Below are 23,523 nucleotides of genomic sequence, written 5' to 3'. Positions count from 1 at the left end.
GGAATAAGCAGAGCGGTAAATCAAGGAAACTATGTGGTCTTTTCTGCCTGTAACTGCTTGATCTCATCAGGAGAAAAACCTGTAGTTTGTGATATGATGTCAGTAGAGACGCCAGCTTTAAGTAGATTTTTAGCCACAGCAATTTTAGCTTGTTGTTCACCCTCTGCTATACCCTCTTCCTTACCTTCCGCTCTACCTTTTTGATGGCCGATTTGGATGCCTTCTTGTCTACCTTTTTGAGTGGCATCATCGAGTTTTTGTTCCAAGATAGCAGCTTCTTTTTGTAAATCCATTACCCTTTCTTCATAAGCTACTAAGTCCTTTTCATTCCAGTGAAACTTATCTAACTCATCATATGCTAGCTTTATTATTGGTGATTTTTCTGCTATTTTTCTTAAATCTTCATCCGTAGTTTCTTCTGCATATTTAAAGAAAAATAGCCAACGATCTACTACATTTTCTAGCTGCTCTTCTCTACTCTTAGGAAACTTTGGTAACTCAATGAAAATAAATTGAAAATCTTTTAAGTCATGCTCGTTAGTTTTTTCATCTCTTATGGTATGGCTAGATATATAATCAAGCTTATCAGGAAATAAATTACAGTTAGAAATAGCAATAAAGAAAACCTTCTTTAAATCAATGTACTTACCACCTTTATCAGCCTGCCTTGAGTAAGCCTTAGCAGCATATAATTGAGCCCGTTTTTCGAAGCCTTTATCACGAGCGAGTTGCATCTCAATCACGTATCTGGCCCCAGTAGAATCTCTGCACAGAACATCGACAATACTCTGCTTATCAGAGGCAATTTCAGGGTCCATAATGGTGCTAAGGAATTCAACTTCTTGTATAGTATTTATTTCAGTAAACCCCAAAATATCATTCAAAAAGTGGATAAGGATATTCTTATTTTTTTCAGTACCAAGTGCGTCCAGAGAAGGTGAGTATTGTTCAGTAGGAGATAGACCTACCAGGATAAAAGTCGGAATCCTGTAGCTTGGGTAGCAGCATGGAGGGAAACCAAAATGTTGAAGCCTACCGACAACATTATCGTAGGATAATGGCGAATTACCAGGCCGTAGCGAAAGCGAATACACAGATTGCCTCGAAAGAAATATTCTGAAGGTCGAGCCATCTTGGTACTGGCGAAGACAGGATAGACCAGACGAAAAACGGATGAAACGATTGGTCTACTTCAGCGGGGTGTTAGTAACGGCATGGCAATGAGGACATACAAAGCAACTGGAGAAGCCCTCCTCATCCCAAGGAGAAATACCTTGGAGAGATAGGTTCTATAACTGGAAAACAGGAAGTGAACCGAAGATGAGAGGGTGGCGGATGGGTGCGTAGTAGTGAAGAAGTGAGGTAACGCTCATGGAGCAAAGGCACCCTGCTAGTAGAAATCTTTTAACAAAAGGAAGGTAAAGGTAAAAATGATAAAAATGCCAATAAAATTACAAGACCTGAGAAGAAAGATATATATCAAAGCGAAAGCAGAACCGGAATGGCGATTCTGGGGAATCTATGTTCACGTCTGCAAGATGGAGACACTGGAAGAAGCATATAAGCTAACAAAGAAGAGTAATGGGGCACCAGGAATAGATGGGATGACATTCGAATCGATAGAGGCAGAAGGCTTAGAGAAGTATCTTCAACAAATAAGACACGGACTAATAACCAAGACCTATAGCCCAAGTAGGAACCGGCAGAAGGAAATACCAAAATCTGGAGGAAAATTCAGAAAGTTGAACATACCCTGCATCCGGGATAGAATAGTGCAAACAGCACTGAAGCTAATACTTGAACCGATATTCGAATCAGACTTCCAAAAAGGATCATACGGGTATAGACCTAAGCGTAATGCGCATGAAGCAGTACAAAAAGTAACGGAAGCAGCAATCAAAGGCAATACAAAAGTAATTGACGTAGATCTGAAATCCTACTTCGACAATGTGCGACATCATATTCTGATGGAAAAGATTGCCAAAAGAATAAATGACAAAGAAATCATGCACATGGTTAAGCTAATCCTCAAAACAGGAGGAAAACGAGGAATAGCACAAGGATCACCACTTTCGCCACTACTAAGCAATATATACCTAAATGAGGTAGATAAAATGTTGGAGAAAGCAAAAGGTGTGACCAAAGAAGGAAAGTACCAACGTATGGAATATGCCAGATGGGCAGACGATTTAGTGATACTGATCAGAGAATACCCGAAACGGGAATGGCTAGAAAGAGCAGTATACAGAAGGTTGGAAGAAGAATTAGCAAAACTAGAAGTGAGCGTAAATGAAGAAAAGACAAAAGTCATCGACCTAAAGAAAGGAGAAACATTTAGCTTCCTAGGGTTTGATTTTCAAGAGAATATCACAAGACAAGGAAAGTGGAATGTCAGGAAAACACCGCAGATGAAAGCACGAACAAACCTGCTACGCAAGTTGAAGGAAATATTTCGGCGCCATAAATCGCAACCGATAAAAAGAGTGATAAATGACATCAATCCGATATTGAGAGGGTGGGTAAACTACTTTAGGATAGGGAACTCTGGTCGAAAGTTCAATTACGTAAAACATTGGGTGGAAAAGAAGGTAAGACGCAACTTAATGCGAGCCAGGAAAGCAAAGAAAGGGTTTGGGTGGAAGAAGTGGAGTAGCGAATGGATATACAAAACGCTGGGTCTATATTCAGATTACAGAATAAGGTATTACAGACCGAAAGCATCACCAACACAATATGTGATAAACTTTGGTAAAGAACTTGCTAGGAAAGCGTAGTGCGGGAAAACCGCATGCTGCGTTTGACGAGGCGGGAGCTGGAAACGTTAACATGGGAATTTGGATTGAGGCCCACAGTGAAAACGACGGAATAGCCACTAAACCCTAAAGAAGGCGCGCCAGTTCTCGACCCTACAAATTTTCTTAAATGTTAAATCAAGCTTAGGATCTAAAAATCTTGAGAGAGCCATAGAAAATCCACTTAAAAAGCATTAATAATTATACACAATTGTGAAGAAATATTCAACTAAAATTCAAACATAGAAAGAAGCATCCCTTTTGTATATCTTTATTTGGTAGTATTAACCTGTATAATATTTATGATAAACATCTCGATAAGGTACCAGATAGCACAAAAAGTAAGGAGCTGGGGGTTAAAACAAAAATATACCCTGAAAAACTTAGCAGAAAAGGCAGGCATAAACTATCATACACTGCTAAGATATGAGCAAGGAACATGTGGCATTCCAACTGAAAAGCTAAAAGTTATAGCAGAGGTGTTATCAATTCCTATTAGAAATCTCTTTCCTGGGCGAAAAGTACTAAAAGAAAGCAGTTGTTTTGACAAAGCTAAGATCCAGGAAATGTATAATTTCATAGAAAAATACAAAAGAATAGAAGGACGCAAAGCAATTTATGCATTAACCAAATCTATCCGAACTGAGGAAGAAAGTAATATAAAAGCAGCAAGAATAAGAATTGCACATACACTGAAATCCCTAAATGGGGAAAAGCCAGGATTTGATTTTCTTGGATTTTCAATAAGGCATTATCAAACACGTCAAAATAAGAGAGGTTACAAGTTATTGATTAAACCAAGTCGTAAATCTATAAGTCAACACTTGTTATCTATAAAACATAAGCTTAAAGAGTTGCGAGCAGCGCCACAAGAAACTGTAATAAAAGAACTTAATCCAATAATAAGGGGTTGGAGCCAATATTACATCTCGGTAGTCTCAAGCAAAGTCTTTAATTTATTAGACTACTCTATGCATAACAAACTTTGGAAATGGGCTGTCTATAGACACCATGACAAAAGAAGGTGTTGGGTTAAAAGAAAATACTTTAAAAAGTATGGTAACGACAATTGGAGATATATGGTAAATAACAAGTTATATCTTATTAGACATAGGGATCATGCTATTAAACGACATATCAAAGTAAATGGAAATAGATCTCCGTATGATGGAGATTGGCCATATTGGGGAAATCGTTTAAGTAAATTACCAGATCACGAGTAATAAAATTACTGAAGTTACAGCAAGGTAAATGTAATTATTGTTATCTTTGGTTTAGGTTTAACACATGTACATCATCAAGATTGCAATAATAACATGAAAAATCTATCCTTGCTTCATAAGCACTGCCACGATCAATTACATGGAAGTATGTATACCAAATTAGAGAGAAGCCGGATGATGGGAAGTCCGGTTTTGAAGTCGAGTGGGGAGAGGTGACTTTCTCCACTTAGATAACTCACTAGCTGGTTTTGAGTTCTGGAAATGGTTATTTTATCTAAATTTTTAGTAGAATGTATTGCTAGGCCAAAGAGATATATAACTCTTTAGTCAAAAACTTAAATAAAATAGCCTGAAGATAAAATATTAAAAGACACATAAAAACTACTTGCATTGCCAATTGTATTGATTAGCATATAACAAAATTTAGGTTTTTATGTGAAATAGAGAGGGATTTTATGCAAGATATAAAGACTAACCCACAAGCAACTAGTTCAGATAGGGAAGAAAAATCTTTTCAGTTTAAAAATAGAATAAGACGTCAATATAACCCTGATGATACTAATATTGCCAAGTTGTTTCTTATGATACGTGAACACAAAACGGGCAATCCTGAGCTAGACAAGACTAATGCAATTAAAGAATTACTTGCTCAAGTAGAAAATATTAATGATATAGATCTCAATGATGGTGGTAATACACCACTACATGTTGCTGTAAGCAAAGAACATCAAGACATTGTCGAACTTCTTTTGAATGTGTCTGGTATAGACCAAAACATTAAAAATAATCAAGGTAAAACTCCACTCGATATTGCTAAGCAATCCAATAAGGAAAAGATTATTGAAACTTTAGAAGAACATTTAACAGAATCTTCTAATCAAGCAGAAAGACTTTCTGCGCAAGAAAAGGAAGTGCATGAAAAGCTCAGAAAGTTTGTTGAAGATTTTGTTTTTATTTATGAACGCTCTTTATCAGAGTACTATGAGAGACTAGAAAATCAAATAGGAAAGCCAGGTAAATGGGCTGAGTTTGCTAATAAAATAATGGATATAGGAAAAAGTGGAACAGAAGACATAAAAATAAAGGCCTTTTCTCTTATTGGAATTAAAGTTCTTCAAGAAGCAATATTCAGCATTGGTAGTAGTTATAATAGAGCAGAGCTGGCTTTGTTGCATAGCGAGTAGAGATGGGAGAAAAAAAGGGAGAAAATCTAAAGAAAGTGGTTACTCTATTAAGAAATGAACATTTTGTAGAGTATATGCCACAGAAGATGAAAGTCAGTAATCATAAAGAGTATAATCAATTTTTAGAAAAAAGAGGAAATGTCTTTCATTTTATCGATGAAGCTATAGAAAACTGGTACGAAAGTTCAGAAAAAATTCCTGGAGATTTATAGCGATAAGGTTGTTATTGCAGTACATATAGTTGTTAATCTATTTAGAATAGGCTTAAGGCAAGCAGTTGGATTTATAAAAGGATATTTACAAAGTATAGTGAAGAATCTCCAAGTATTCACAAGCTTCTCGTCAAACTTAATTTGAAATTATGTGACCACAGAACAGATAAAAATGACATAGAGAATATTGAAATTGCTATAGATAGTACTGTAATCCATATTTATAGTAACAGTACTCAACATAACAAAGATAACGCCAAGATAAGGAAGTATAATGGTACAGATCAAATAAGAAAGCTACATGTTGCTTTGGACGAAAACAGCAAAAAGGCAATAGCAATTCGATATACTAATTTTCTTTCACATGATAGCATCTAAAATACTAAAGGAAATGGGTGATATCTATAAGATTAAGTCTCTGCGTGCAGATGGAGCTTATGATACAGATAATTTATATAAGTTGTGCAATCAATACAATTTGAAACCCATCATAAAGCCAAGAAAAAATCTGCAGCAATATAGATTATCTATCAGAAAGAAACAACAACATTAGTATAAGGAAAACTTACAATTTAACCCACTGGAAAAAGAAGACAAGGTATGAAATACGTTCACGTATCGAGAGTTTTTTCCTGAGGCTCAAAAAAACATTTGGATTTAGTTTTAAGAATAAATCTGAGGTAAATCGCTCTCAAGAGGTGCTTTTAAAATGCTATTTGATTAATAACTTTACTGATATAGGTATGCCTATTTTCAAATTTGCCTCGTAAATTCCTTTCATTACTCCTCCTCATTCCTTGCCATTCAACAAAGCCACCCATCTTGAAAACTTCAGAAAAACTTACTTGTCGCTTTTAACCTGCTTAAATTTCCAAAACCAATCTATTTGGATCTTCTATGTAATTTTTGATTTTCACAAGGAAAGTAACTGCTCCTTTGCCATCAACTATTCTGTGATCGTAAGAGAGGGCAATGTACATCATAGGTCTGATTTCAATTGAGCTACTCACAGCAACTGGTCTATTTTGTATTGAGTGCATGCCAAGTATTCCAGATTGCGGAGGGTTTATTATCGGAGTAGAAAGAAGTGAACCATACACACCACCGTTTGAGATAGTAAATGTTGCACCTTCCATTTCCGATACTTGCAGCTTACCTTCTCGTGCTTTTTTGCCAAGAGCAACTAAAGTTAGTTCAATTTCAGCAAATGACATTTGATCAGCATCACGAATAACTGGTACAACAAGACCTTTGTCAGTGCCAACAGCAACACCTATGTCATAGTAATTTTTATATACAATTTCATCACCTGAAATCTCAGCGTTAATCTCACGAATTTCTTTTAGTGCTTGCACTGCTGCCTTTATAAAAAACGACATGAAACCCAGTTTTATTCCATATTTCTTTTCAAAAGTTTCTTTATACTTTGCCCTCAGATCCATGACGTTTTTCATGTCAATTTCATTGAACGTGGTCAGTATTGCAGCAGTATTTTGCGATGCTTTCAAACGAGCAGCTATTACTTGCCTTATTTTGCTCATTTTCACTCGCTCTTCTCTTCTCTCTCCACTTACTACACTTTTTGGCAATTCATATTGTTTTACCGGAGGTTGTTCAGCTTTACTCATATGGTCTATCACATCCGCTTTAGTTATTCTGCCTCCCATGCCAGTTCCTTTTACATTTTCTGCACTAATTGCATTTTCTTCCATAATTTTACGAGCTGAAGGGGCATCTTTTTTATCAGCGCTTTCGCCTTTATCTTCTTTTTTCACTTCTTCTTTTACTTCTCCTACAGCAAGTTTTGCCAGTAATTGATCAGGGCTAATTACATCATCTTCTTTCACAAAAAATTCAGTTATTTGTCCTGAAGCTTCTGCAGTTAGTTCTAGCGCCGTTTTATCAGTTTCAATTTCAAAGATCAAGTCATCTACTTTTACTGCTTCGCCGATATTTTTCTTTATTTTTACTATACCTTCCGTAACTGATTCACCACCAAGAGTTTTTGGCGCTCTGATTTCTATAATTTTGCTCATAAAATAACTTCTACATAAAACTTTCTATAAATTTATACATGAAAAGAAACATAAATAAACTAATAAATTCATTAGGCCTTTTATCATAATGCTTGATTATTTCCTCCTAATACATGCAAAATTAAAATACTAAGTAAATTGAAATAAGATTATGGATTTTGATAAGGCAGGCAATGCAGAAGACTTATATAATGAAAAACTTCAACTGATATGTAAGACTTATAACAGAGAATTACTATCAAATCAAAGAGTTGTTGATGGCATCAATTCAATGGATTACAGTAAGCTTAAAATCTTATGCAAGTATCATAATAAGTTTAGTCACAAAGGTATTGAAGAATTACTATTAGATGAGAGCATTGTTAATCACATCAACGATTATGATGATGAAATGTTTAGGTCCATGCTAAATGATGCACCTGCGGAGCACAATATTCTAGAAATACTAAAAGGTGGGAAGGTTTGCAATATCAACAATGAATTCGAAAGTAGTGATAGTGAGGAGAATGAAGAAGATTATGGATATTATGATTACGAGGAAGATGAAAAAAATGATCCGAATAACTTCGCTAAAGAAGCACTAGGAAATAAAGGAATTAATGAAAAACATGTTGATGATGTTCAGTTTTGCAACGATGCAGATGTGGGAATACCACTAGAAAATCAAAATGCTATTAGGAATATCCGTTTTATTCAATGGATGATAGTTGAGAGTGATGGTAAGCTTAGTGAGCAAAATGTTACAGAATTACTAAAAGATTCGAGTTCTATTGATCGAATTAACTCTCTTGATGATAAAAAGCTTCAACTTATACTCAAGAGTGATAAGTTTAGTGGTGAAAATATTATAGAGTTATTAGGAAATCAAAGAGTTGTTGAATACCTCTATTTTATTGATTATGAAAAATTTGAACTCATTCATAATAGTGATAAGTTTAATAGTAGCAAGTATGCTAGTAGCAGTCACAAAGTTATAAGGTTGCTAGAAAATCAAGAGCTTGTTAAGCACATCAATTTTATTGATTATGAAAAACTTCAATTCATACTTTGTAATGATAAGTTTCTTCTTAGCGATATTATAATACTACTAAAAAATCAGGAGGTTGTTGAGAATATCATTTCTTTTAACATTGAAAAATTTCGACTCATATTTTATAGTGATAAGCTTAACTGTGTAGATACAATAGAATTACTAGAAAATCAGAAAATTGTTGATTGCATCGATTCGATTGCTCTTAAGAAATTAGAACTCATATTTAATAATGGGAATTTTAGTTTTGAAAATATTATAAAAACACTAAAAGATCAAAAAATTGTTGATTGCATCAATTCAATTGCTCCTGAGAAATTAGAACTCATATTTAATAAGTTTAGTTCTCAAGATATTATAAAAGTACTAGAAGATCAAGATGTTGTTAAGGGCATCAATTCTGTTACCACTAAAGAGCTAAAAGCAATAACAGATAATGTTACTGGTAAGGTATTTGTCAATATATTTAAAAATTTTAAACCTAGCGTAAAGTCGACTTTGAGGCTTGCTATACTCCTGCGTAAAGCTGGTAAAATTACAGATATTAATATCGATTACTTGAACAACAAGGAACGTATTTACGAAGATATAATTAAATATGTTCCCCAAGAGCTGGACATAAATATAGAGTCACTTATACCACTCCCTACATTTAAAAGATATACTGAATGCGAAGAACCTGTGTCAAAATTATATAATTTATCTTTAGAGCAGGTTATTGAGAATATAAATCCACATAAAAGAGCCAGGTATTCCTAACACCACTAAATTCATTTGTTTATAATAATTTCACTATATCGTAAAACCATCTATATCAGACTATTTTTACTATATTTTCTTGGTAAAATCACTGGCAGCTGACACCGAGGTTGAGAAAATTTTTGTAATATAGACTATCAATGATTTTTCAGTAATAATATAGTTTTAGGTGGATATAGTGAACGTTTCATACAGAGATATAGACATTAAGCTAATTAGAACAGGTTGAATTCAAATGTTGAATCTAGAATCTCTGCCAAAACATCTAGCAATTATTATGGATGGTAATGGTAGGTGGGCAAACAATCAAGGAAGGGTAAAAATTGATGGCTATAGAAAAGGCAGTGAGGTTGCATTTGATATTGCTAAGCATTGCACAGTCCTGGCCATACCTTACTTAACTTTGTATGCATTTTCCATGGAAAATTGGCTCAGATCTGAAAACGAAACAGACTACCTATTTAATTTATTTTACTCCACTTTAACTAATGAAGATAAAATGAAATTCATTTACAATTGTAACATTAAGTTAAATTTTATTGGCAATTTAAGTCTATTGCCCAGTAAAATATTCGATCAAATCAAAAAAGCAGAAGAAGTGACACATAAGAACGATGGTCTATTACTCACTGTTGCAGTTAGTTATGGAGCAAAGCAGGAAATTATACATGCTATCAACAACGTCATAAAAGGAAATATTGATTGCGTATTGGAAGAGGAATTTGAAAAATTTCTGTATACTAAAGATTTGCCAAAATTGGATTTATTAATTCGCACTGGTGGCGAAAAAAGGTTAAGCAATTTTTTATTATGGCAAGCAGCTTATGCTGAATTGTATTTTTGTGATACTTTGTGGCCCGATTTTTCTTGTCAAGATTTGACCAAAGCACTAGAAGATTATACAAAAAGAGAAAAAAAATATGGTAGATAATAACTTTATGGTTAGAATATTGTCCTCAATAGTAATATTACTCATATTTTCTTTTGCTACATATTTCAGTGATTTATCATTTTATCTACTAATTTTTTCAATTGCAGTTTTATCTTCTTTTGAATGGTATAATCTAACTCAGGGCAATAGAATCTTATACATTTTCGCATTACTATTAATCGCACTACCAAATGCCTCGCTAATATGCCTATATAATCTACCACAGGGAAAATATGCATTAGTATGGCTTATCTTAACTATTTGGAGCATCGATATTGCTGCCTATTTTTTCGGCAAAAATTTTGGTAAAACTAGAATTTGTCCAATCATTAGCCCTGGGAAAACTTGGTTAGGACTTTTTGGTGCAGTCTTAGCTGGAATAGTGTGTGCAATTTTTGGCTCAATATTTTTGAGTTTATTTCCAATTTTTTATTCTCCAATAATTGGTTTGATAGTTGCTATTCTAGCCCAACTTGGAGATTTCACTGAGTCACTCATCAAAAGAGTTTACAATGTTAAAGATAGTGGAGGTATTATACCAGGCCATGGAGGAGTACTCGACCGTATGGATAGTTTCATTTTTACTGCCCCTCTCATTGCTATTTACATAAGCTAAAAAAATGAAGTACTATTAACCTTTGGTTCTTTCCTTCTTGCTTATTACTTTCACCTCAACAGATTGAAATTCTTCGGCACTCACTATTTCATCTATTGACTTATTACAATAAGGACAATACATTTCTCCTTCTTTGTGTAAGTATACTATTGGATGACCAGAACCATCATCATTCTCATCACCACGGCAGCAAACTATTACATTATTATCCCTCACTTTTAACATGTCTCTCCTTTAGCTTACAATATTTTACACATCTAACATACTCGTTTGGAAATAAAAAAGACAACAAATACTTATTCTCCATTTTCTACCCTATTTAGATTAATCAATTCACTTTGGACACTTTTTGACACAAAGTTGCTAACATCTCCTCCTAATCTCGCTATTTCCTTTACAAAACTTGATGAGATAAATTGAGTATCCTCAGATGCAGGAAGAAATATAGTTTCGATTTCAGGAAAGAGCTTATAATTTACCCAACTCATTTGAAACTCGTAATCAAAATCCGATACTGCTCTCAGTCCTCTAATAATAACAGAAGCATTTTGCTCTTTGGCAAACTTCACTAGCAACCCATTAAAGGATATAATATCTGCATCAATTCCTGCTCCTTTCACTTCATTTTTAGCCATGCTTGTGCGCAGTCTTATGTCAAAGTTAGTATGTTTATTAACATTCTCTGCAACACCAATTATCAACTTATCGACTAGCTTACATGCTCTTTTTATTATGTCAAGGTGCCCAAAAGTTATGGGGTCAAATGTACCAGGATAAATTCCTATTTTGTTACTAATGTTCATTCTTTGTTTCTATACTTCAAAAACTTTTGATGGACATGATAACGTTTTTTATCTAAAAATGAAAGTACGTAGTTGGCCTGATAGCTCAGTTGGTAGAGCAAAGGACTGAAAATCCTTGTGTCGCTGGTTCGATTCCTGCTCAGGCCACATTCTTTTTCTTAATGTTCTATAATATATTATAATATTAATATAATTATTTAGGAAATAATGTATAAATGTTACAATAGAATATTTAATATACTATTAATTACATTTCTACTATTAAGTAATATCGCTTATAGTGAAAAAGTAAACAAAGAATTATCTGCTTTGACAGTGGAAAATGCAGTAAATTATAATATAATTGTTGGTTTATTGCAAACAGATGAATCTCAAAATATCTATGAGATATTCAATAATTTTGGGGTTAAAACTATATTCATTGACTACGACAAAATAATTAATCTAAAAGAAATCCAAGAAGAGTTCGCAAAACAAGATGAAATATTGGCAAAAAAGCTGATACTAGATCGAATAAAAGTTGAAGTTGCAAAATTTATCAAAGAGCAAAAGATAAACAGAATATTTATTTCAGATAACTTTCATTCAGCTCTTAACCCTTACCGCCAGCTTGTGAATGAAGCAATTGTAAAAACAGTAGATGACAATCCTACAATTCATTTGCTTGCCATATGCGGTGGTTTACAAGACATTATGCATGCAAAAGAAATTGAAATAACAAATGTTGTTAATGATGAGAAGAATCATTTAAAATCATCATCCTATCCACAAAAAGAGAATATATCTCTTCAGCAGATAAAAATTGTTCCAGGTAGTCGTTTGGAAAAAGTGGTAGCTAGATTTTTACTACCTAATCAAAATGGCTGGTTTTCAACTTATTTTCCGAATGCTCATTCAGGTACAGTAAGTAATACTACAGAGAATAGAAGAAGGCTAGAGCTACTTGGATATAAAATTGCAGCATTTGCCAATGACGGGGTAATAGAAGCTATCGAAGATAAGCATGGTAATATTTACTTTCAAAGTCATCTAGAAGCCCTTGTTGTCAAATCAGATAAAAACTCTCGTTTGTCAAGCCAAAAGGTACGTCAGGTTTCAACACTAGTTGCTATAGCGATTATAAATGATTTTCTTCATCGCGTTTAATGCTAAAATAAGGAAAATCATTTAATGTCATGCCAGTACCCTTTTTCTTGTCATTCCAGTGCGTGACGCTGGAATTCAGTTTTTCATTTCATCAAATTTAGCATAAGCTCAAGTTTGCTTATAAATTTTTCTGGATGCCAGTGTCTGGGCACTGGCATGACATTATGGAATTTGGGCTCCAGTGTCAACTACTCTAATGACACCTGATTATGATGAAAGAAATCTAATGATTTATATAAACCCCATAGCATGTCGAACGAAGCTTTTTTTAAGAAAATCTGAATTTTCAACTACCATTAAACCAAGATTGCTCAGAACTTTAACGCAAAGTATTCTGTTGGAAAATATTCTATTTAGTCCATCAGTTGCAAGTGCCATAGTAAAATTATCAAAGTATCTATCACGTGAAATTTTCTTCAATAGATAATTACTGCCAACATCAATGCCAGAGGATTTTGCAGCAGTTATTTGTCTAATAACACTCTCTACATCTCTCATTCCAAGGTTAAGTCCTTGACCTGCAACTGGATGGATTGAATGTGCTGCATCGCCAATAAGCAAAATTCTGCTTTTATGAAGCTTTCTCGCAAAAGTAAAACTCAAAGGGTAAGATTTTCTTTCACCCTCTAATTCAATTTCTCCCAAATAAGAACCAAATCTTTTTTTGAGTTCTATGATAAACTCCTCTTCAGATAAGCTCATCAGCATTTTTGAAATTTCGCATTTTTCTGTCCAAACTATTGAAGAAGTATAGCCACCTTTCATTGGCAAAATTGCAAATGGACCACCAGGAAAAAACCTCTCTACAGCTAAGTTTTGGTGATGTAGTTCATGTTTTACATTAAATACCATGCTATTTTGTTTATAATCAAATTTTATTATTGTTATAGAAAACAACTCTGGCAGCTTAGAGTTTTTACCTTCAGCGCAGATAAATAGCGATGATATCAATTTTTGATCATTATCAAGAGTAACTTCCACGTATCCTTCGTCACAAGCGATTGTTTTATAGAAACGTGGAGAATATATATTGAGTTTATGCAAAAAATTATTATTAATTGCATTCCATATAATAGCGCTCTTGATTACATAACCCATTGGCTCTTCACCAACCATTTTATGGTCATAATGAACAGTAAATGGGCTATCTCCATCTAATATGCATATATCAAGTATTGGTTCAGCTTCATCTTCTAAGAACTGCCAAATTCCTAATTTTTCTAGTATTTTTTTTGACCCTTGAGAAATAGCAAATGCTCGATTATCATCAACTGCACGTGGTAAACTATTTTTCTCAATTACGGCTACAGATACAGAGTCATTACTCAGGCCAATAGCAGTAATAAGACCAATTAGCCCACTACCTGAAATGATTACATCGTAATTCATTTTATTTACCTAAAATTACATTTTATTCGTTTTGAAAATAGTTTAAACAAACTTTGTAGATGCTGGACTTCTTATCACTACCTTAGTATACCTCAGATTAGTAATAAAGTATTAATTATTTTATGCTAAAATAGGTTTTATTTTATTAAAGGAAACAGCTTATGACTACAGATTGCAAAAAAGAATTACTAAATTGCATTAACAAGTACAGAGAAGAACTTGCAGAAAATAAAGCAGCAATTAGACAAACTTTAACTAGCGATAAAATTAATATAAGCGATTACTTTTATCAGGGTGATAAAATCTGTAACAAAGAGCTGTTTAACATAGGAAGTGAGTGTCAAGATACAAAATATGGTAGTCGACAAGAATATACGTATGATGAGTGGAAGGAAAAAATTGAAAAACCTCATGCTAAAGATTTGCTAAAGACGTTACAAAATGAAGTAAAAGGTAAAATATTAAAAAGTTTTGAAGATTATGAAAAATATCATAAAAATGCTACTGAAGATATAAAAAGAGAATTAGACATAGATTCAAAATTAAAGGCAATATTCAAAGAAAAGCAACAACCAGAAACTGATGAAACTCGAGCATATTATGACGTTATACGAGGTTTATATGAAAATGGAGACATGCGCTCTCAACTAAAGTGCAATGATCTTGATTGTTTTAATAGAACAATAAAAGATAATCTATCTCAAAAACAATCCGAGCTAGCTGCTATAAAGGATGACTTTTTAGATAATACGCAAAATATTTTTCAACATATTCAAGTTGAAGATAGTATTTTTTAGAGAAATAGGGAGTGTTAAATAAACTGTGTCAAATCGCATTTTTAGTTCAACTCGATTTTTAACCTACCAGGAAAAAAGATATCAAGTTGAGAGATAGTTAAAGCCCAATCATGTATAGGCATAGTCCATTTCTCTCCTGCCTTCTTTATAGCACAATATACCTGTTTATGCAAGGCATTTGTGCTGGTAAATGAGCCCTTAGTTTTAGTAAATTTTCTGATCTGTCTATGTAACCCTTCAATAGGATTTGTGGTATAAATTAACTTTCTTACAGGGCCGGAATATTTAAAATAACTAGACAGATTTTCCCAATTATTCTCCCAAAACTAAAGTATATTTTTCTCCCCATTTTTCCTCCAGTTCAAGTAAATAATTCTCGGCTATTTCTCTACTTGATATGTTTTTTTCAAATCATTCATGAAAACTTTTGCTCGATACATATTTCAGTGAATTTCTTATCTGATGTACTATACATTTCTGCTTTAGGAAATACGCTATTTATAGCTGTAGGAAAGCTTTTTAACACAAGCTATCAGAATATCATCTACTCCTCTCTCCTTTAGGTCATTTAGTACTCCCAACCAGAACTTCACTTTCAGCCAAATAAAAACCCAAAACTTCTTTTCTGCCATTTTGCTAATATGTTATACATACATTTGCTTACACAATGCCCGTCCTCCTTGACCTTAAAAAACCATGAACACTATTGGATATACAGATTGCAGCGGACGACTGCGCCATTCGTTGATTACCGGTAACAATTTGTCAGTAATACTTGATATCTCTGCTGCAGATATTTTATATTTCTTCTACATGCGATGCTATATCCCATGCCACTGGCATATGTACTTAAAACCTTTGCTTCAAGTTCGGTTGTTTGCCTTTTTCTGACTACTTGTAGCTCGAAACTTCCTTCTCTATCTCTTGGTGTCAATAGTTCAAATACTTGTCCGTAAAGTCTTTGAATTTCTTCGGTTGTTTTCTTCGCTTTCAGCCGACAAATGGTTTTCTATCTCGCCTTCCCTCTAGCAGTTTTTTTATAAATGGTGTTAATGCTCCATCTCTTCCTATCAATGGTCTTCCTTCTCGTATAGATGATAAGATATTTGTTTCTAATTCTTTATAGTCTACCAAACCGGTAGTTGTGTTTGCTTGACTCATTGTCAAACCTCCATTTTTTTATCAATTTATTACTTTACTTCTCGGTTTGACACAGTTTATTTAACACTCCCGAAAGGAACAATGGATCCCAGTGTCTGAGCACTGGGATGACAAGGTAGGAAGTACTGGGATGAAACCTTTTTGCTTCAATATTTTGCACAGTAGCCATGCAACTTAACAGATACTTTTCTCTTCATTTATCCTAAGGTTTTTATGGGTTAAAAAACCCATAAAAACCTTATATAAAACCCCTATTGTGATTAAAAATACACTAAATCTTGGTTTTCACATGTTTCATTTTCTGCCATAAGCGACAATAATTTTGTGCTCTCAAGGAAACTGTTTGCACTAGCTTCTAAGAGATCAGATTTTACTTTTGTAAGTTCACATTTAATCTGATCTATTTTCCCATTCAAATTTTTATGTGCATCTTCGACTAATTTATTCATTTCATCTTCTAAAAGTGTACTTACTTCTTTACTTTGTGTAGTGACAAGATCATTTATTTTGCTTGTAATTTCAGGTTTTATAAGGCTTTCAATTTTTTCTTCAGTATATTTTTTTACTTCTTCTTCTACCTGAGTTTTTATTTCTGGCTTTAGCAAATCTGCAACTTCTGGTCCTACTTTTTTCACTGCTTTTTCAGCTGCATTTTTTGCTGCTTTTTCAGCGTTTGCTTCTACTGACTTTACTGTCTTATCAATTGAAGTCGATATTTTTTTTTCTATTTGATTAGCTTTTTCGGTAGCTATTTTGTTAGCTTTCTCTTCAGCTAAAGTTAGCATTTTTCCTTCTATTTTTTTTACTTCATCTTGAGCTGCTTTTCTAGCTTCTAGTTTTAAATCGTTACCCATTTTAGATATTACTTGATTCGCAGCTTCTTTTGCTGTTTTGCTTATACCAAGAATTTTATCAAACATTCCTGCACGATACACTTGAGAGCCGAAGTTTGATTCGTCAGCCAAATTTTTGTAATTGTATTCTTTCATAATGTACTCCTTAATTTAAAAACTATACTAACATTAATATACAAGTACAAAAATTATATTAATATTAGTATTGCTTTTCAGGGCAGTAGTATAAATTTATAGTACCTTTTGAAAAAATTCATGACTTGACGGCAAAGAGCATTATATTGGTATCATGACTGACTTGGAAAAGATGAGAGAAAAACTGCAAAATCAAATTAATTATCATAATATCTTATATTATCAAAAAAGTAAGCCAGAGATAAGTGATGCTGAATATGATGAACTGAAAAAAAAGTTAGCTGCAATAGAGCCAGAAGCTTATGCAACACAAGATAGTGTTGGTGCTCCGCCTGATGAGAGATTTTCTAAGGTGGAACATCAAGAACCTATGCTTTCTCTTGAGAATGCTTATGATGAACAAGGTGTAGAAAAATTTTTGTCTAAAATAAAGAGATTTTTAATTGCAGATGAAATAGAGATATTATGTGAGCCAAAAATTGATGGATTGTCATTTTCTGCAATTTATGAAGATGGGAAATTTGTTAAAGCTGCAACTCGAGGTGACGGTTTTGTAGGAGAGGATGTAACTCACAATGTTGCAACAATAAAAGGCTTTCCTAAGTTTTTACAAGATGTGCAAGGAAGACTAGAAGTAAGGGGTGAAATATATATCAGTAACAGCGACTTTTTAAAGTTAAATGAAAATAATGAATTCGCTAATCCTCGAAATGCAGCTGCTGGTTCTTTAAAGCAATTGAATGCGAACATTACAGCAAAAAGGCCTCTTAGATATTTTGCTTATTCTTTAATTGGTGGAATAGAGAAAAGTCAAAGTGAAGTACTAGAAAAACTTGAGAAACTTGGTTTTTGCGTAAATGAGCATCGTGCCTTAACAAGTAGTTTGAATGGAATGCTAAAGTTCTATAACGAGATCTATGATTATCGTTATAACTTGGATTATGATATCGATGGGATAGTCTATAAAGTGAATGATTTGGTGCTACAAAGTCGTCTGGGAAGTACACACAAAGCGCCACGCTCAGCGCTTGCATATAAATTTTCTGCGGTTTATGCAAAGACAAAGTTAAATAAAATATTTATACAGGTGGGTAGAACGGGGGTTTTAACTCCAGTTGCAGATTTGGTACCAGTCAATATTGGCGGAGTGCTAGTTAGCAGAGCAAGTCTACATAACCAAGATGAGATAAAACGTAAAGACATAAGAGAAGGAGATGTTGTAACAATTAAAAGAGCTGGAGATGTAATTCCTCAAATTGTCAAAGTAGATGAAGGTTCTCGTCATGCAAATATGCCTGAATTTGTGTTTCCTGACATATGTCCTGAATGTGGTAGTAAAGTGCAGATTGAAGGAGTTGCAGTAAGATGTCCTAAAGAATTTAATTGCAAGGCTCAAATAGTAGAAAAACTAAAACATTTTGTGTCAAAAGATGCATTTGACATTGTTGGCCTTGGTGAAAAACAAATAAAGTTTTTTTATGATCTGGAACTAATAAGACAAATTCCAGACATTTTTATTTTAGAGGAAAGATTAAAAGAGTTTTCCTTAAAAGAGCATCATGGTTGGGGCGAGAAGTCAATAGCTAATCTATTAAGTGCTATACAAAGCAGAAGAGTAATCTCTCTAGATAGGTTCATATTTTCTTTGGGTATCAGATTTATCGGCCAAGTTGCAGCAGAATTGCTCGCAAATTATTATGTATCTTATGATAACTGGTATAATTCGATATCATCAAATGATGTTGAGTTGGTAGGTATAGATGGTATAGGAGAAAAAGTAGCTGAATCTTTAAAATCGTTTTTTTCTCAGGAACGTAACATTAAAATGTTAAATGATCTTACTGCATATCTGCAAATTCTTCCCGTGAGCTCCAACTCTAGCGATTCTTTTTTGAATAACAAAATTATAGTGTTTACTGGTAAGCTACGTGCTATGAGCAGAGGGGAGGCAAAAGTAAGAGCTAAAGTTTTAGGGGCAAAGATCAGTTCAAGCCTTTCTACTAAAACTGACTATTTAATTGCAGGAGAAGATCCAGGTTCAAAATATAAAAAAGCAATGGAATTGGGTGTGGAAATTTTAGATGAAGAACAGTGGAACAAATTGTGCTAAACACAACTTAATCTGACGGGAATGAATTAACTGATAGAAGAATGGGAGTGTTAAATAAACTGTGTCAAATCGCATTTTTAGTTCAACTCGATTTTTAACCTACTAGGAAAAAAGATATCAAGTTGAGAGATAGTTAAAGCCCAATCATGTATAGGCATAGTCCATTTCTCTCCTGCCTTCTTTATAGCACAATATACCTGTTTATGCAAGGCATTTGTGCTGGTAAATGAGCCCTTAGTTTTAGTAAATTTTCTGATCTGTCTATGTAACCCTTCAATAGGATTTGTGGTATAAATTAACTTTCTTACAGGGCCGGAATATTTAAAATAACTAGACAGATTTTCCCAATTATTCTCCCAAAACTAAAGTATATTTTTCTCCCCATTTTTCCTCCAGTTCAAGTAAATAATTCTCGGCTATTTCTCTACTTGATATGTTTTTTTCAAATCATTCATGAAAACTTTTGCTCGATACATATTTCAGTGAATTTCTTATCTGATGTACTATACATTTCTGCTTTAGGAAATACGCTATTTATAGCTGTAGGAAAGCTTTTTAACACAAGCTATCAGAATATCATCTACTCCTCTCTCCTTTAGGTCATTTAGTACTCCCAACCAGAACTTCACTTTCAGCCAAATAAAAACCCAAAACTTCTTTTCTGCCATTTTGCTAATATGTTATACATACATTTTGATCAACGTGCTAACATAGAAGCTAAAGACGATGATGGATGGACACTTTTACACTATGCTGCATGGAAAGGCCGTAAAGAAATTGTTGAATTTCTTGTGAATGAAAAAGAAGCTAATATTAATGCTAAAGCTAATGGTGATAATAAAAAGCCTATACATGCTGCTGCTAAAGCAGGTTATAAAGATATAGTGGAATTTTTTCTTAGTAAAGGAATAGGAGTTGATGATGCTGATGATGATAAATGGACACCTTTACACTATGCTGCTCGTTATAATCACTTAGAGCTTTCTAAATTTCTCCTGGGTCAACATGCTAACATAGAAGCTAAAGACAATAATGGATGGACGCCATTGCACCGTGCTGCTGAGAGAGGCCATAAAGAGATTGTTAAATTTCTTGTGAATGAAAAAAAAGCTAATATTAATGCTAGAATTAATAGTGATGGTAAAAAGCCTATACATGCTGCTGCTAAAAAAGGTTATAAAGAAATAGTGGAATTTTTTCTTAGTAAGGGAATAGGGGTTGATGATGCTGATAATGATAAATGGACATCTTTACACTATGCTGCTGCTTATAACCACTTAGAGCTTTGTGAATTTCTCCTGGGTCAACATGCTAACGTAGAAGCTAAAAACAAGGATGATAAAACACCTTTAGATCTAGCCCGCGAAAGAAATCACATGGAAATAGTAAGTTCTCTAATGCAACCACAATTAGGCCAAAAGATGACTGCAGTTGCGGAAGAAACTATCCAAAAAGTTAAAAATCTTATTGAGCAAAGTGCTAACGTAGAAGCTAAAGATATGGATATTTCCAATGACAATTTAAAAAGTGACAGGAGAGCTTCTTCTAATGATAGCTTAGAAAGTGACGGAGATACTGCTCCAGGTACGACTGTAAAAGAGGCAAAAGTAGAATCTTATGCTAAATCAAGAAAAGCACAAAGACAATAAGTTGAAAATGTGATGTAAAGGAGATAAGTGGGCATGTAAAACCGAGACGGGGGTACATTAGCCCATCTCTTGATGTATTTGTGTAACCTTTTTTTCTTTTAGCAAATTTTGTAACTCACCTTTTTCATACATCTCGCGGGTTATGTCACAGCCACCAACAAACTCTCCCTTTATATATAATTGTGGAATTGTTGGCCAATCAGAGAAACTTTTTATGGACTGACGTATTTCATCATTCTCAAGTACGTTGATGCATTTAAACTTTACATTCAATTTTTTGAGAATTGACACGACGAGTCCAGAGAATCCACATTGAGGAAAGTCAGAGGTGCCTTTCATATACAGCACTACATCGTTTTCTGCTATGTCTTTTTTTATTTGTTCAAAGTTGTTCATAAATATCACCTTAATTTTAAGCTCCAGTTTCTAGTTGCAATGCATGTATAGACTGACCTTCAAGAGCCTTATATACCATTCTGTGTTGTTCTATTTTTGTCTTTCCAGAAAAACACTTGGAAGTTATTTTTAAATGATAATGATCATCATCTCCAGCAAGGTCCTTAATCTTTATATCAGCATCAGGAAATGATTGTTTGATAATTTTCTCTAACTCGTGAATTGTAATAGTCATTGGTTTATTTTAATTATAAGTCTAAAATATGCAATTGATTATTGTGAAGACAATAGATTCAGCGTGCTGAGAGCACTAGCAAGACGAGATTTTAATTGACTTGCATACTCATTCCAGTCCTCTATTTCCTTTCTTGCCACACCTGAGGTAACGGCAGCTTTTGCAACAGCAGGAGATACCATAGAAATTAATCTTGGATCAAATGGAGTAGGTATTATATATTCACGTCCATAGCTCATTTTACGACCGCTATAGGCTGCAGATATCTCATTCGGCACTGGCTCACGGGCAAGCTTCGCTATTGCATCTGCAGCTGCAATTTTCATTTCTTCATTTATTGTCGTTGCATGTACATCAAGTGCTCCTCTGAATATATAAGGAAACCCCATTACGTTATTGACTTGGTTGTTATAGTCTGACCTACCAGTTGCAATTATTGCATCTGGCCTTACAGACTTTGCAAATTCAGGCCTTATTTCTGGATCAGGATTAGCAAGAGCAAAAATGATCGGGTCTTTACCCATGCTTTTTAACATCTCTTCGCTGAGCACATCCTTTGCAGAGAGTCCGATGAATACATCAGCGCCTTTTATGGCATCAAGTAGAGAACGTTCTTTAGTGTCAATTGCATATTTTTCCTTCCACTTATTCATGTCCTCTTTTCTGTCTTTGTGTATTACTCCTTGTTTGTCACATAGCACTATGTTCTTAGCGCCCATGGACTTTAGTATTTCCAAACACGCAATACCAGCTGCTCCAGCACCATTCATGATGATCTTGACATTCTCTAATTTCTTTTCAGCAATATCGAGGGCATTTTCTATACCAGCTGCAACAACTACTGCAGTGCCATGTTGATCATCGTGGAACACCGGAATATCCATCAACTCATTTAGACGTTTCTCTATTATAAAACAATCAGGAGATCTTATATCTTCTAGATTTATTCCCCCCCAACTTGGACCAAGATACCTTACTGCATTGATGAAATCTTCTATGTTTTCTGTGTCAACTTCTATATCAATTGCATCAATGTCAGCAAAACGCTTAAATAAAACAGCTTTGCCTTCCATGACGGGTTTTGAAGCAAGAGGACCGATATTGCCAAGTCCCAGCACTGCGGTGCCATTTGAAATGACAGCCACATAATTACTTTTTGCCGTGTAATCATAAACAGCTTTAGGATTTTTAGCTATCGCAAGGCATGGGGCTGCAACACCAGGGGAATAAGCAAGTGATAGGTCATGCTGTGTGGATAAGGGTTTTGTTGGTATAACTGATACCTTACCAGGTTTACCACTTTTATTATGGTACTTAAGTGCTTCTTGTTTTGTGGTGTTATCTAAATCATTATTCATGCTTTGAGCTTATTGTTAGTAATTTCCTAAGTATATGGGGTTTTTATGAATGTTCAACTATTAGCTTGTGAACTCTATTGTACTTCTGTATAAATTTATCTACTACGTAGGGTGATGTGACATGCTTAAGAAAAACGTGCCTAATTTGCTAACAATTTCTCGTGCGCTCGCAATACCGGCAATAATATCAAGCTTTTATATAGAGAGTAAGTATGCAAGTCTAATAACAATATTGATCTTTATGTTTGCGTGCATTACAGATTTTTTTGATGGTTATTTAGCGCGTGCATGGAAAGTCCAATCGAATTTTGGCAAGTTATTTGATCCAATTGCCGACAAGTTAGTAGTAGCTTCAACAATAATCATGCTAGTTTATAAGCATAAGATAGATGATATTACAATTATACCGTCAGTTATAATTGTTTGTAGGGAGATATTAGTTTCAGGCTTGCGGGAGTTCTTGATAGCTACAAACGTTAGTTTACCTGTGAGTAAGGCTGGGAAAATTAAAACATTTTTGCAGATGGTTGCTATAGTAGCGTTAATAATGAGTGATTATGAAGCAACTAAATATATAGGTGTGGTTTGCTTATGGGCTGCGGCTGTTATGACTATGTGGTCAGGCTATAATTACGTTCTAGCTGGCATCAAACAGATTGACTAAATTGCTTAAGAGTATACAAAGAAAGTTAATAATTTCATAATAT

General features: G+C 34.1%; 20 protein-coding genes, 1 tRNA gene and 3 pseudogenes. 13 read left to right on the top strand and 11 right to left on the bottom strand.

What is annotated here, in order from left to right:
* Positions 1–29: 29 nt before the first annotated feature.
* Complete coding sequence (locus tag OOL05_RS03600; protein ID WP_264730811.1) at positions 30–974, bottom strand: Rpn family recombination-promoting nuclease/putative transposase; 945 nt, start codon at positions 972–974, stop codon at positions 30–32.
* A 456-nt stretch (positions 975–1,430) separates the two neighbouring features.
* Here OOL05_RS03600 and ltrA point away from each other — a divergent pair, with 456 nt between their 5' ends.
* The 4 genes and pseudogenes from ltrA to OOL05_RS06835 all read left to right on the top strand — a co-directional run bounded on the left by ltrA (position 1,431) and on the right by OOL05_RS06835 (position 6,181).
* Positions 1,431–2,774 carry a group II intron reverse transcriptase/maturase gene (gene ltrA, locus OOL05_RS03595; protein WP_264729829.1) on the top strand — a complete coding sequence of 448 codons (1,344 nt, stop codon included), beginning with the start codon at positions 1,431–1,433 and terminating at the stop codon, positions 2,772–2,774.
* 320 nt (positions 2,775–3,094) lie between these two features.
* Positions 3,095–4,015: a group II intron maturase-specific domain-containing protein gene (locus tag OOL05_RS03590; RefSeq protein WP_264729828.1), complete on the top strand. Its 921-nt coding sequence runs from the start codon at positions 3,095–3,097 to the stop codon at positions 4,013–4,015.
* Between the two features lie 455 nt (positions 4,016–4,470).
* Positions 4,471–5,199, top strand: a complete 729-nt coding sequence (locus tag OOL05_RS03585) for an ankyrin repeat domain-containing protein (RefSeq protein ID WP_264375527.1) — start codon at positions 4,471–4,473, stop codon at positions 5,197–5,199.
* A gap of 74 nt (positions 5,200–5,273) precedes the next feature.
* Positions 5,274–6,181 (top strand): annotated as a pseudogene (locus OOL05_RS06835) (IS5 family transposase).
* A 93-nt stretch (positions 6,182–6,274) separates the two neighbouring features.
* Here the strand turns inward: OOL05_RS06835 and odhB are convergent.
* Positions 6,275–7,447, bottom strand: coding sequence for a 2-oxoglutarate dehydrogenase complex dihydrolipoyllysine-residue succinyltransferase (odhB, locus tag OOL05_RS03565; protein ID WP_264729825.1), 1,173 nt, complete (start codon positions 7,445–7,447; stop codon positions 6,275–6,277).
* 151 nt (positions 7,448–7,598) lie between these two features.
* Between odhB and OOL05_RS03560 the strand changes: the two genes are divergently transcribed.
* From OOL05_RS03560 to OOL05_RS03550, 3 genes are all read left to right on the top strand, one after another.
* Positions 7,599–9,236, top strand: coding sequence for a hypothetical protein (locus OOL05_RS03560; RefSeq protein ID WP_264375529.1), 1,638 nt, complete (start codon positions 7,599–7,601; stop codon positions 9,234–9,236).
* 235 nt (positions 9,237–9,471) lie between these two features.
* The gene (gene uppS / locus OOL05_RS03555; RefSeq protein WP_063630495.1) at positions 9,472–10,167 is read left to right on the top strand and encodes a polyprenyl diphosphate synthase; all 696 of its coding nucleotides are present in this window, start codon (positions 9,472–9,474) and stop codon (positions 10,165–10,167) included.
* The gene (locus OOL05_RS03550) at positions 10,157–10,783 is read left to right on the top strand and encodes a phosphatidate cytidylyltransferase (RefSeq protein WP_264375531.1); all 627 of its coding nucleotides are present in this window, start codon (positions 10,157–10,159) and stop codon (positions 10,781–10,783) included. The genes uppS and OOL05_RS03550 overlap by 11 nt, the downstream gene beginning before the upstream one ends.
* Positions 10,784–10,798: 15 nt before the next feature.
* On the opposite strand, the gene OOL05_RS03545 is transcribed toward OOL05_RS03550, so the two are convergent.
* Entirely contained in the window at positions 10,799–11,008 is a 210-nt protein-coding gene (locus OOL05_RS03545) for a zinc-finger domain-containing protein (RefSeq protein ID WP_264729823.1), read from the bottom strand.
* Positions 11,009–11,079: 71 nt separating this feature from the next.
* A complete protein-coding gene (gene coaD, locus OOL05_RS03540) occupies positions 11,080–11,586 on the bottom strand; it encodes a pantetheine-phosphate adenylyltransferase (RefSeq protein WP_007302835.1) in 507 nt (168 codons plus the stop codon).
* A gap of 74 nt (positions 11,587–11,660) precedes the next feature.
* Between coaD and OOL05_RS03535 the strand changes: the two genes are divergently transcribed.
* A tRNA-Phe gene (locus OOL05_RS03535) sits at positions 11,661–11,733 on the top strand.
* A 60-nt stretch (positions 11,734–11,793) separates the two neighbouring features.
* Positions 11,794–12,732: a gamma-glutamyl-gamma-aminobutyrate hydrolase family protein gene (locus OOL05_RS03530; RefSeq protein ID WP_264375532.1), complete on the top strand. Its 939-nt coding sequence runs from the start codon at positions 11,794–11,796 to the stop codon at positions 12,730–12,732.
* Positions 12,733–12,963: 231 nt separating this feature from the next.
* Here OOL05_RS03530 and ubiH read toward each other — a convergent pair whose 3' ends face one another.
* Positions 12,964–14,121 carry a 2-octaprenyl-6-methoxyphenyl hydroxylase gene (gene ubiH, locus OOL05_RS03525; protein ID WP_017531641.1) on the bottom strand — a complete coding sequence of 386 codons (1,158 nt, stop codon included), beginning with the start codon at positions 14,119–14,121 and terminating at the stop codon, positions 12,964–12,966.
* A gap of 161 nt (positions 14,122–14,282) precedes the next feature.
* Here ubiH and OOL05_RS03520 point away from each other — a divergent pair, with 161 nt between their 5' ends.
* Positions 14,283–14,918 (top strand): hypothetical protein, encoded by a 636-nt coding sequence (locus tag OOL05_RS03520; protein ID WP_264729821.1) that lies wholly within the window; start codon positions 14,283–14,285, stop codon positions 14,916–14,918.
* A 41-nt stretch (positions 14,919–14,959) separates the two neighbouring features.
* Here the strand turns inward: OOL05_RS03520 and OOL05_RS03515 are convergent.
* Together OOL05_RS03515 and OOL05_RS03510 are read right to left on the bottom strand one after the other, a co-directional pair.
* Positions 14,960–16,079: pseudogene (locus OOL05_RS03515) on the bottom strand (IS256 family transposase).
* Between the two features lie 260 nt (positions 16,080–16,339).
* The gene (locus OOL05_RS03510; RefSeq protein ID WP_264375463.1) at positions 16,340–17,068 is read right to left on the bottom strand and encodes a hypothetical protein; all 729 of its coding nucleotides are present in this window, start codon (positions 17,066–17,068) and stop codon (positions 16,340–16,342) included.
* Positions 17,069–17,222: 154 nt separating this feature from the next.
* Between OOL05_RS03510 and ligA the strand changes: the two genes are divergently transcribed.
* Positions 17,223–19,178, top strand: coding sequence for an NAD-dependent DNA ligase LigA (gene ligA, locus OOL05_RS03505; protein WP_264729819.1), 1,956 nt, complete (start codon positions 17,223–17,225; stop codon positions 19,176–19,178).
* Between the two features lie 77 nt (positions 19,179–19,255).
* On the opposite strand, the pseudogene OOL05_RS03500 reads toward ligA, so the two are convergent.
* A pseudogene (locus tag OOL05_RS03500) lies at positions 19,256–19,875 on the bottom strand (IS256 family transposase); the annotation flags it as partial.
* Here OOL05_RS03500 and OOL05_RS03495 point away from each other — a divergent pair.
* Positions 19,856–20,827 carry an ankyrin repeat domain-containing protein gene (locus OOL05_RS03495; protein WP_264375465.1) on the top strand — a complete coding sequence of 324 codons (972 nt, stop codon included), beginning with the start codon at positions 19,856–19,858 and terminating at the stop codon, positions 20,825–20,827. The pseudogene OOL05_RS03500 and the gene OOL05_RS03495 sit on opposite strands and share 20 nt — an antisense overlap.
* Positions 20,828–20,884: 57 nt before the next feature.
* Here OOL05_RS03495 and grxD read toward each other — a convergent pair whose 3' ends face one another.
* From grxD to OOL05_RS03480, 3 genes are read right to left on the bottom strand one after another with little or no spacing between them, the layout of a single operon-like run.
* Positions 20,885–21,223, bottom strand: a complete 339-nt coding sequence (gene grxD / locus OOL05_RS03490) for a Grx4 family monothiol glutaredoxin (protein ID WP_264375466.1) — start codon at positions 21,221–21,223, stop codon at positions 20,885–20,887.
* A 16-nt stretch (positions 21,224–21,239) separates the two neighbouring features.
* Positions 21,240–21,458: a BolA/IbaG family iron-sulfur metabolism protein gene (locus OOL05_RS03485; protein ID WP_006012412.1), complete on the bottom strand. Its 219-nt coding sequence runs from the start codon at positions 21,456–21,458 to the stop codon at positions 21,240–21,242.
* A gap of 38 nt (positions 21,459–21,496) precedes the next feature.
* On the bottom strand, positions 21,497–22,816 hold the full coding sequence (locus OOL05_RS03480; protein WP_264375467.1) for a malic enzyme-like NAD(P)-binding protein: 1,320 nt from the start codon (positions 22,814–22,816) through the stop codon (positions 21,497–21,499).
* 121 nt (positions 22,817–22,937) lie between these two features.
* Between OOL05_RS03480 and pgsA the strand changes: the two genes are divergently transcribed.
* Entirely contained in the window at positions 22,938–23,480 is a 543-nt protein-coding gene (gene pgsA / locus OOL05_RS03475; protein WP_006012406.1) for a CDP-diacylglycerol--glycerol-3-phosphate 3-phosphatidyltransferase, read from the top strand.
* The last annotated feature ends 43 nt before the right edge of the window (positions 23,481–23,523 follow it).

This window comes from Wolbachia endosymbiont (group B) of Episyrphus balteatus, from assembly GCF_947250575.1.
Classification (GTDB): Bacteria; Pseudomonadota; Alphaproteobacteria; order Rickettsiales; family Anaplasmataceae; genus Wolbachia.
This window is presented reverse-complemented; position numbering and strand designations above follow the sequence as displayed.

Bases quoted from the DNA above. Each gene is read 5' to 3' on its own strand.
- OOL05_RS03560 (WP_264375529.1), top strand. From the start codon at position 7,599: ATGGATTTTGATAAGGCAGGCAATGCAGAAGACTTATATAATGAAAAA.
- OOL05_RS03480 (WP_264375467.1), bottom strand. From the start codon at position 22,816: ATGAATAATGATTTAGATAACACCACAAAACAAGAAGCACTTAAGTAC.
- OOL05_RS03510 (WP_264375463.1), bottom strand. From the start codon at position 17,068: ATGAAAGAATACAATTACAAAAATTTGGCTGACGAATCAAACTTCGGC.
- uppS (WP_063630495.1), top strand. From the start codon at position 9,472: ATGTTGAATCTAGAATCTCTGCCAAAACATCTAGCAATTATTATGGAT.
- coaD (WP_007302835.1), bottom strand. From the start codon at position 11,586: ATGAACATTAGTAACAAAATAGGAATTTATCCTGGTACATTTGACCCC.
- OOL05_RS03485 (WP_006012412.1), bottom strand. From the start codon at position 21,458: ATGACTATTACAATTCACGAGTTAGAGAAAATTATCAAACAATCATTT.
- OOL05_RS03545 (WP_264729823.1), bottom strand. From the start codon at position 11,008: ATGTTAAAAGTGAGGGATAATAATGTAATAGTTTGCTGCCGTGGTGAT.
- OOL05_RS03495 (WP_264375465.1), top strand. From the start codon at position 19,856: ATGTTATACATACATTTTGATCAACGTGCTAACATAGAAGCTAAAGAC.
- OOL05_RS03520 (WP_264729821.1), top strand. From the start codon at position 14,283: ATGACTACAGATTGCAAAAAAGAATTACTAAATTGCATTAACAAGTAC.
- ligA (WP_264729819.1), top strand. From the start codon at position 17,223: ATGACTGACTTGGAAAAGATGAGAGAAAAACTGCAAAATCAAATTAAT.
- grxD (WP_264375466.1), bottom strand. From the start codon at position 21,223: ATGAACAACTTTGAACAAATAAAAAAAGACATAGCAGAAAACGATGTA.
- pgsA (WP_006012406.1), top strand. From the start codon at position 22,938: ATGCTTAAGAAAAACGTGCCTAATTTGCTAACAATTTCTCGTGCGCTC.
- odhB (WP_264729825.1), bottom strand. From the start codon at position 7,447: ATGAGCAAAATTATAGAAATCAGAGCGCCAAAAACTCTTGGTGGTGAA.
- OOL05_RS03590 (WP_264729828.1), top strand. From the start codon at position 3,095: ATGATAAACATCTCGATAAGGTACCAGATAGCACAAAAAGTAAGGAGC.
- ubiH (WP_017531641.1), bottom strand. From the start codon at position 14,121: ATGAATTACGATGTAATCATTTCAGGTAGTGGGCTAATTGGTCTTATT.
- OOL05_RS03550 (WP_264375531.1), top strand. From the start codon at position 10,157: ATGGTAGATAATAACTTTATGGTTAGAATATTGTCCTCAATAGTAATA.
- OOL05_RS03585 (WP_264375527.1), top strand. From the start codon at position 4,471: ATGCAAGATATAAAGACTAACCCACAAGCAACTAGTTCAGATAGGGAA.
- ltrA (WP_264729829.1), top strand. From the start codon at position 1,431: ATGATAAAAATGCCAATAAAATTACAAGACCTGAGAAGAAAGATATAT.
- OOL05_RS03530 (WP_264375532.1), top strand. From the start codon at position 11,794: ATGTATAAATGTTACAATAGAATATTTAATATACTATTAATTACATTT.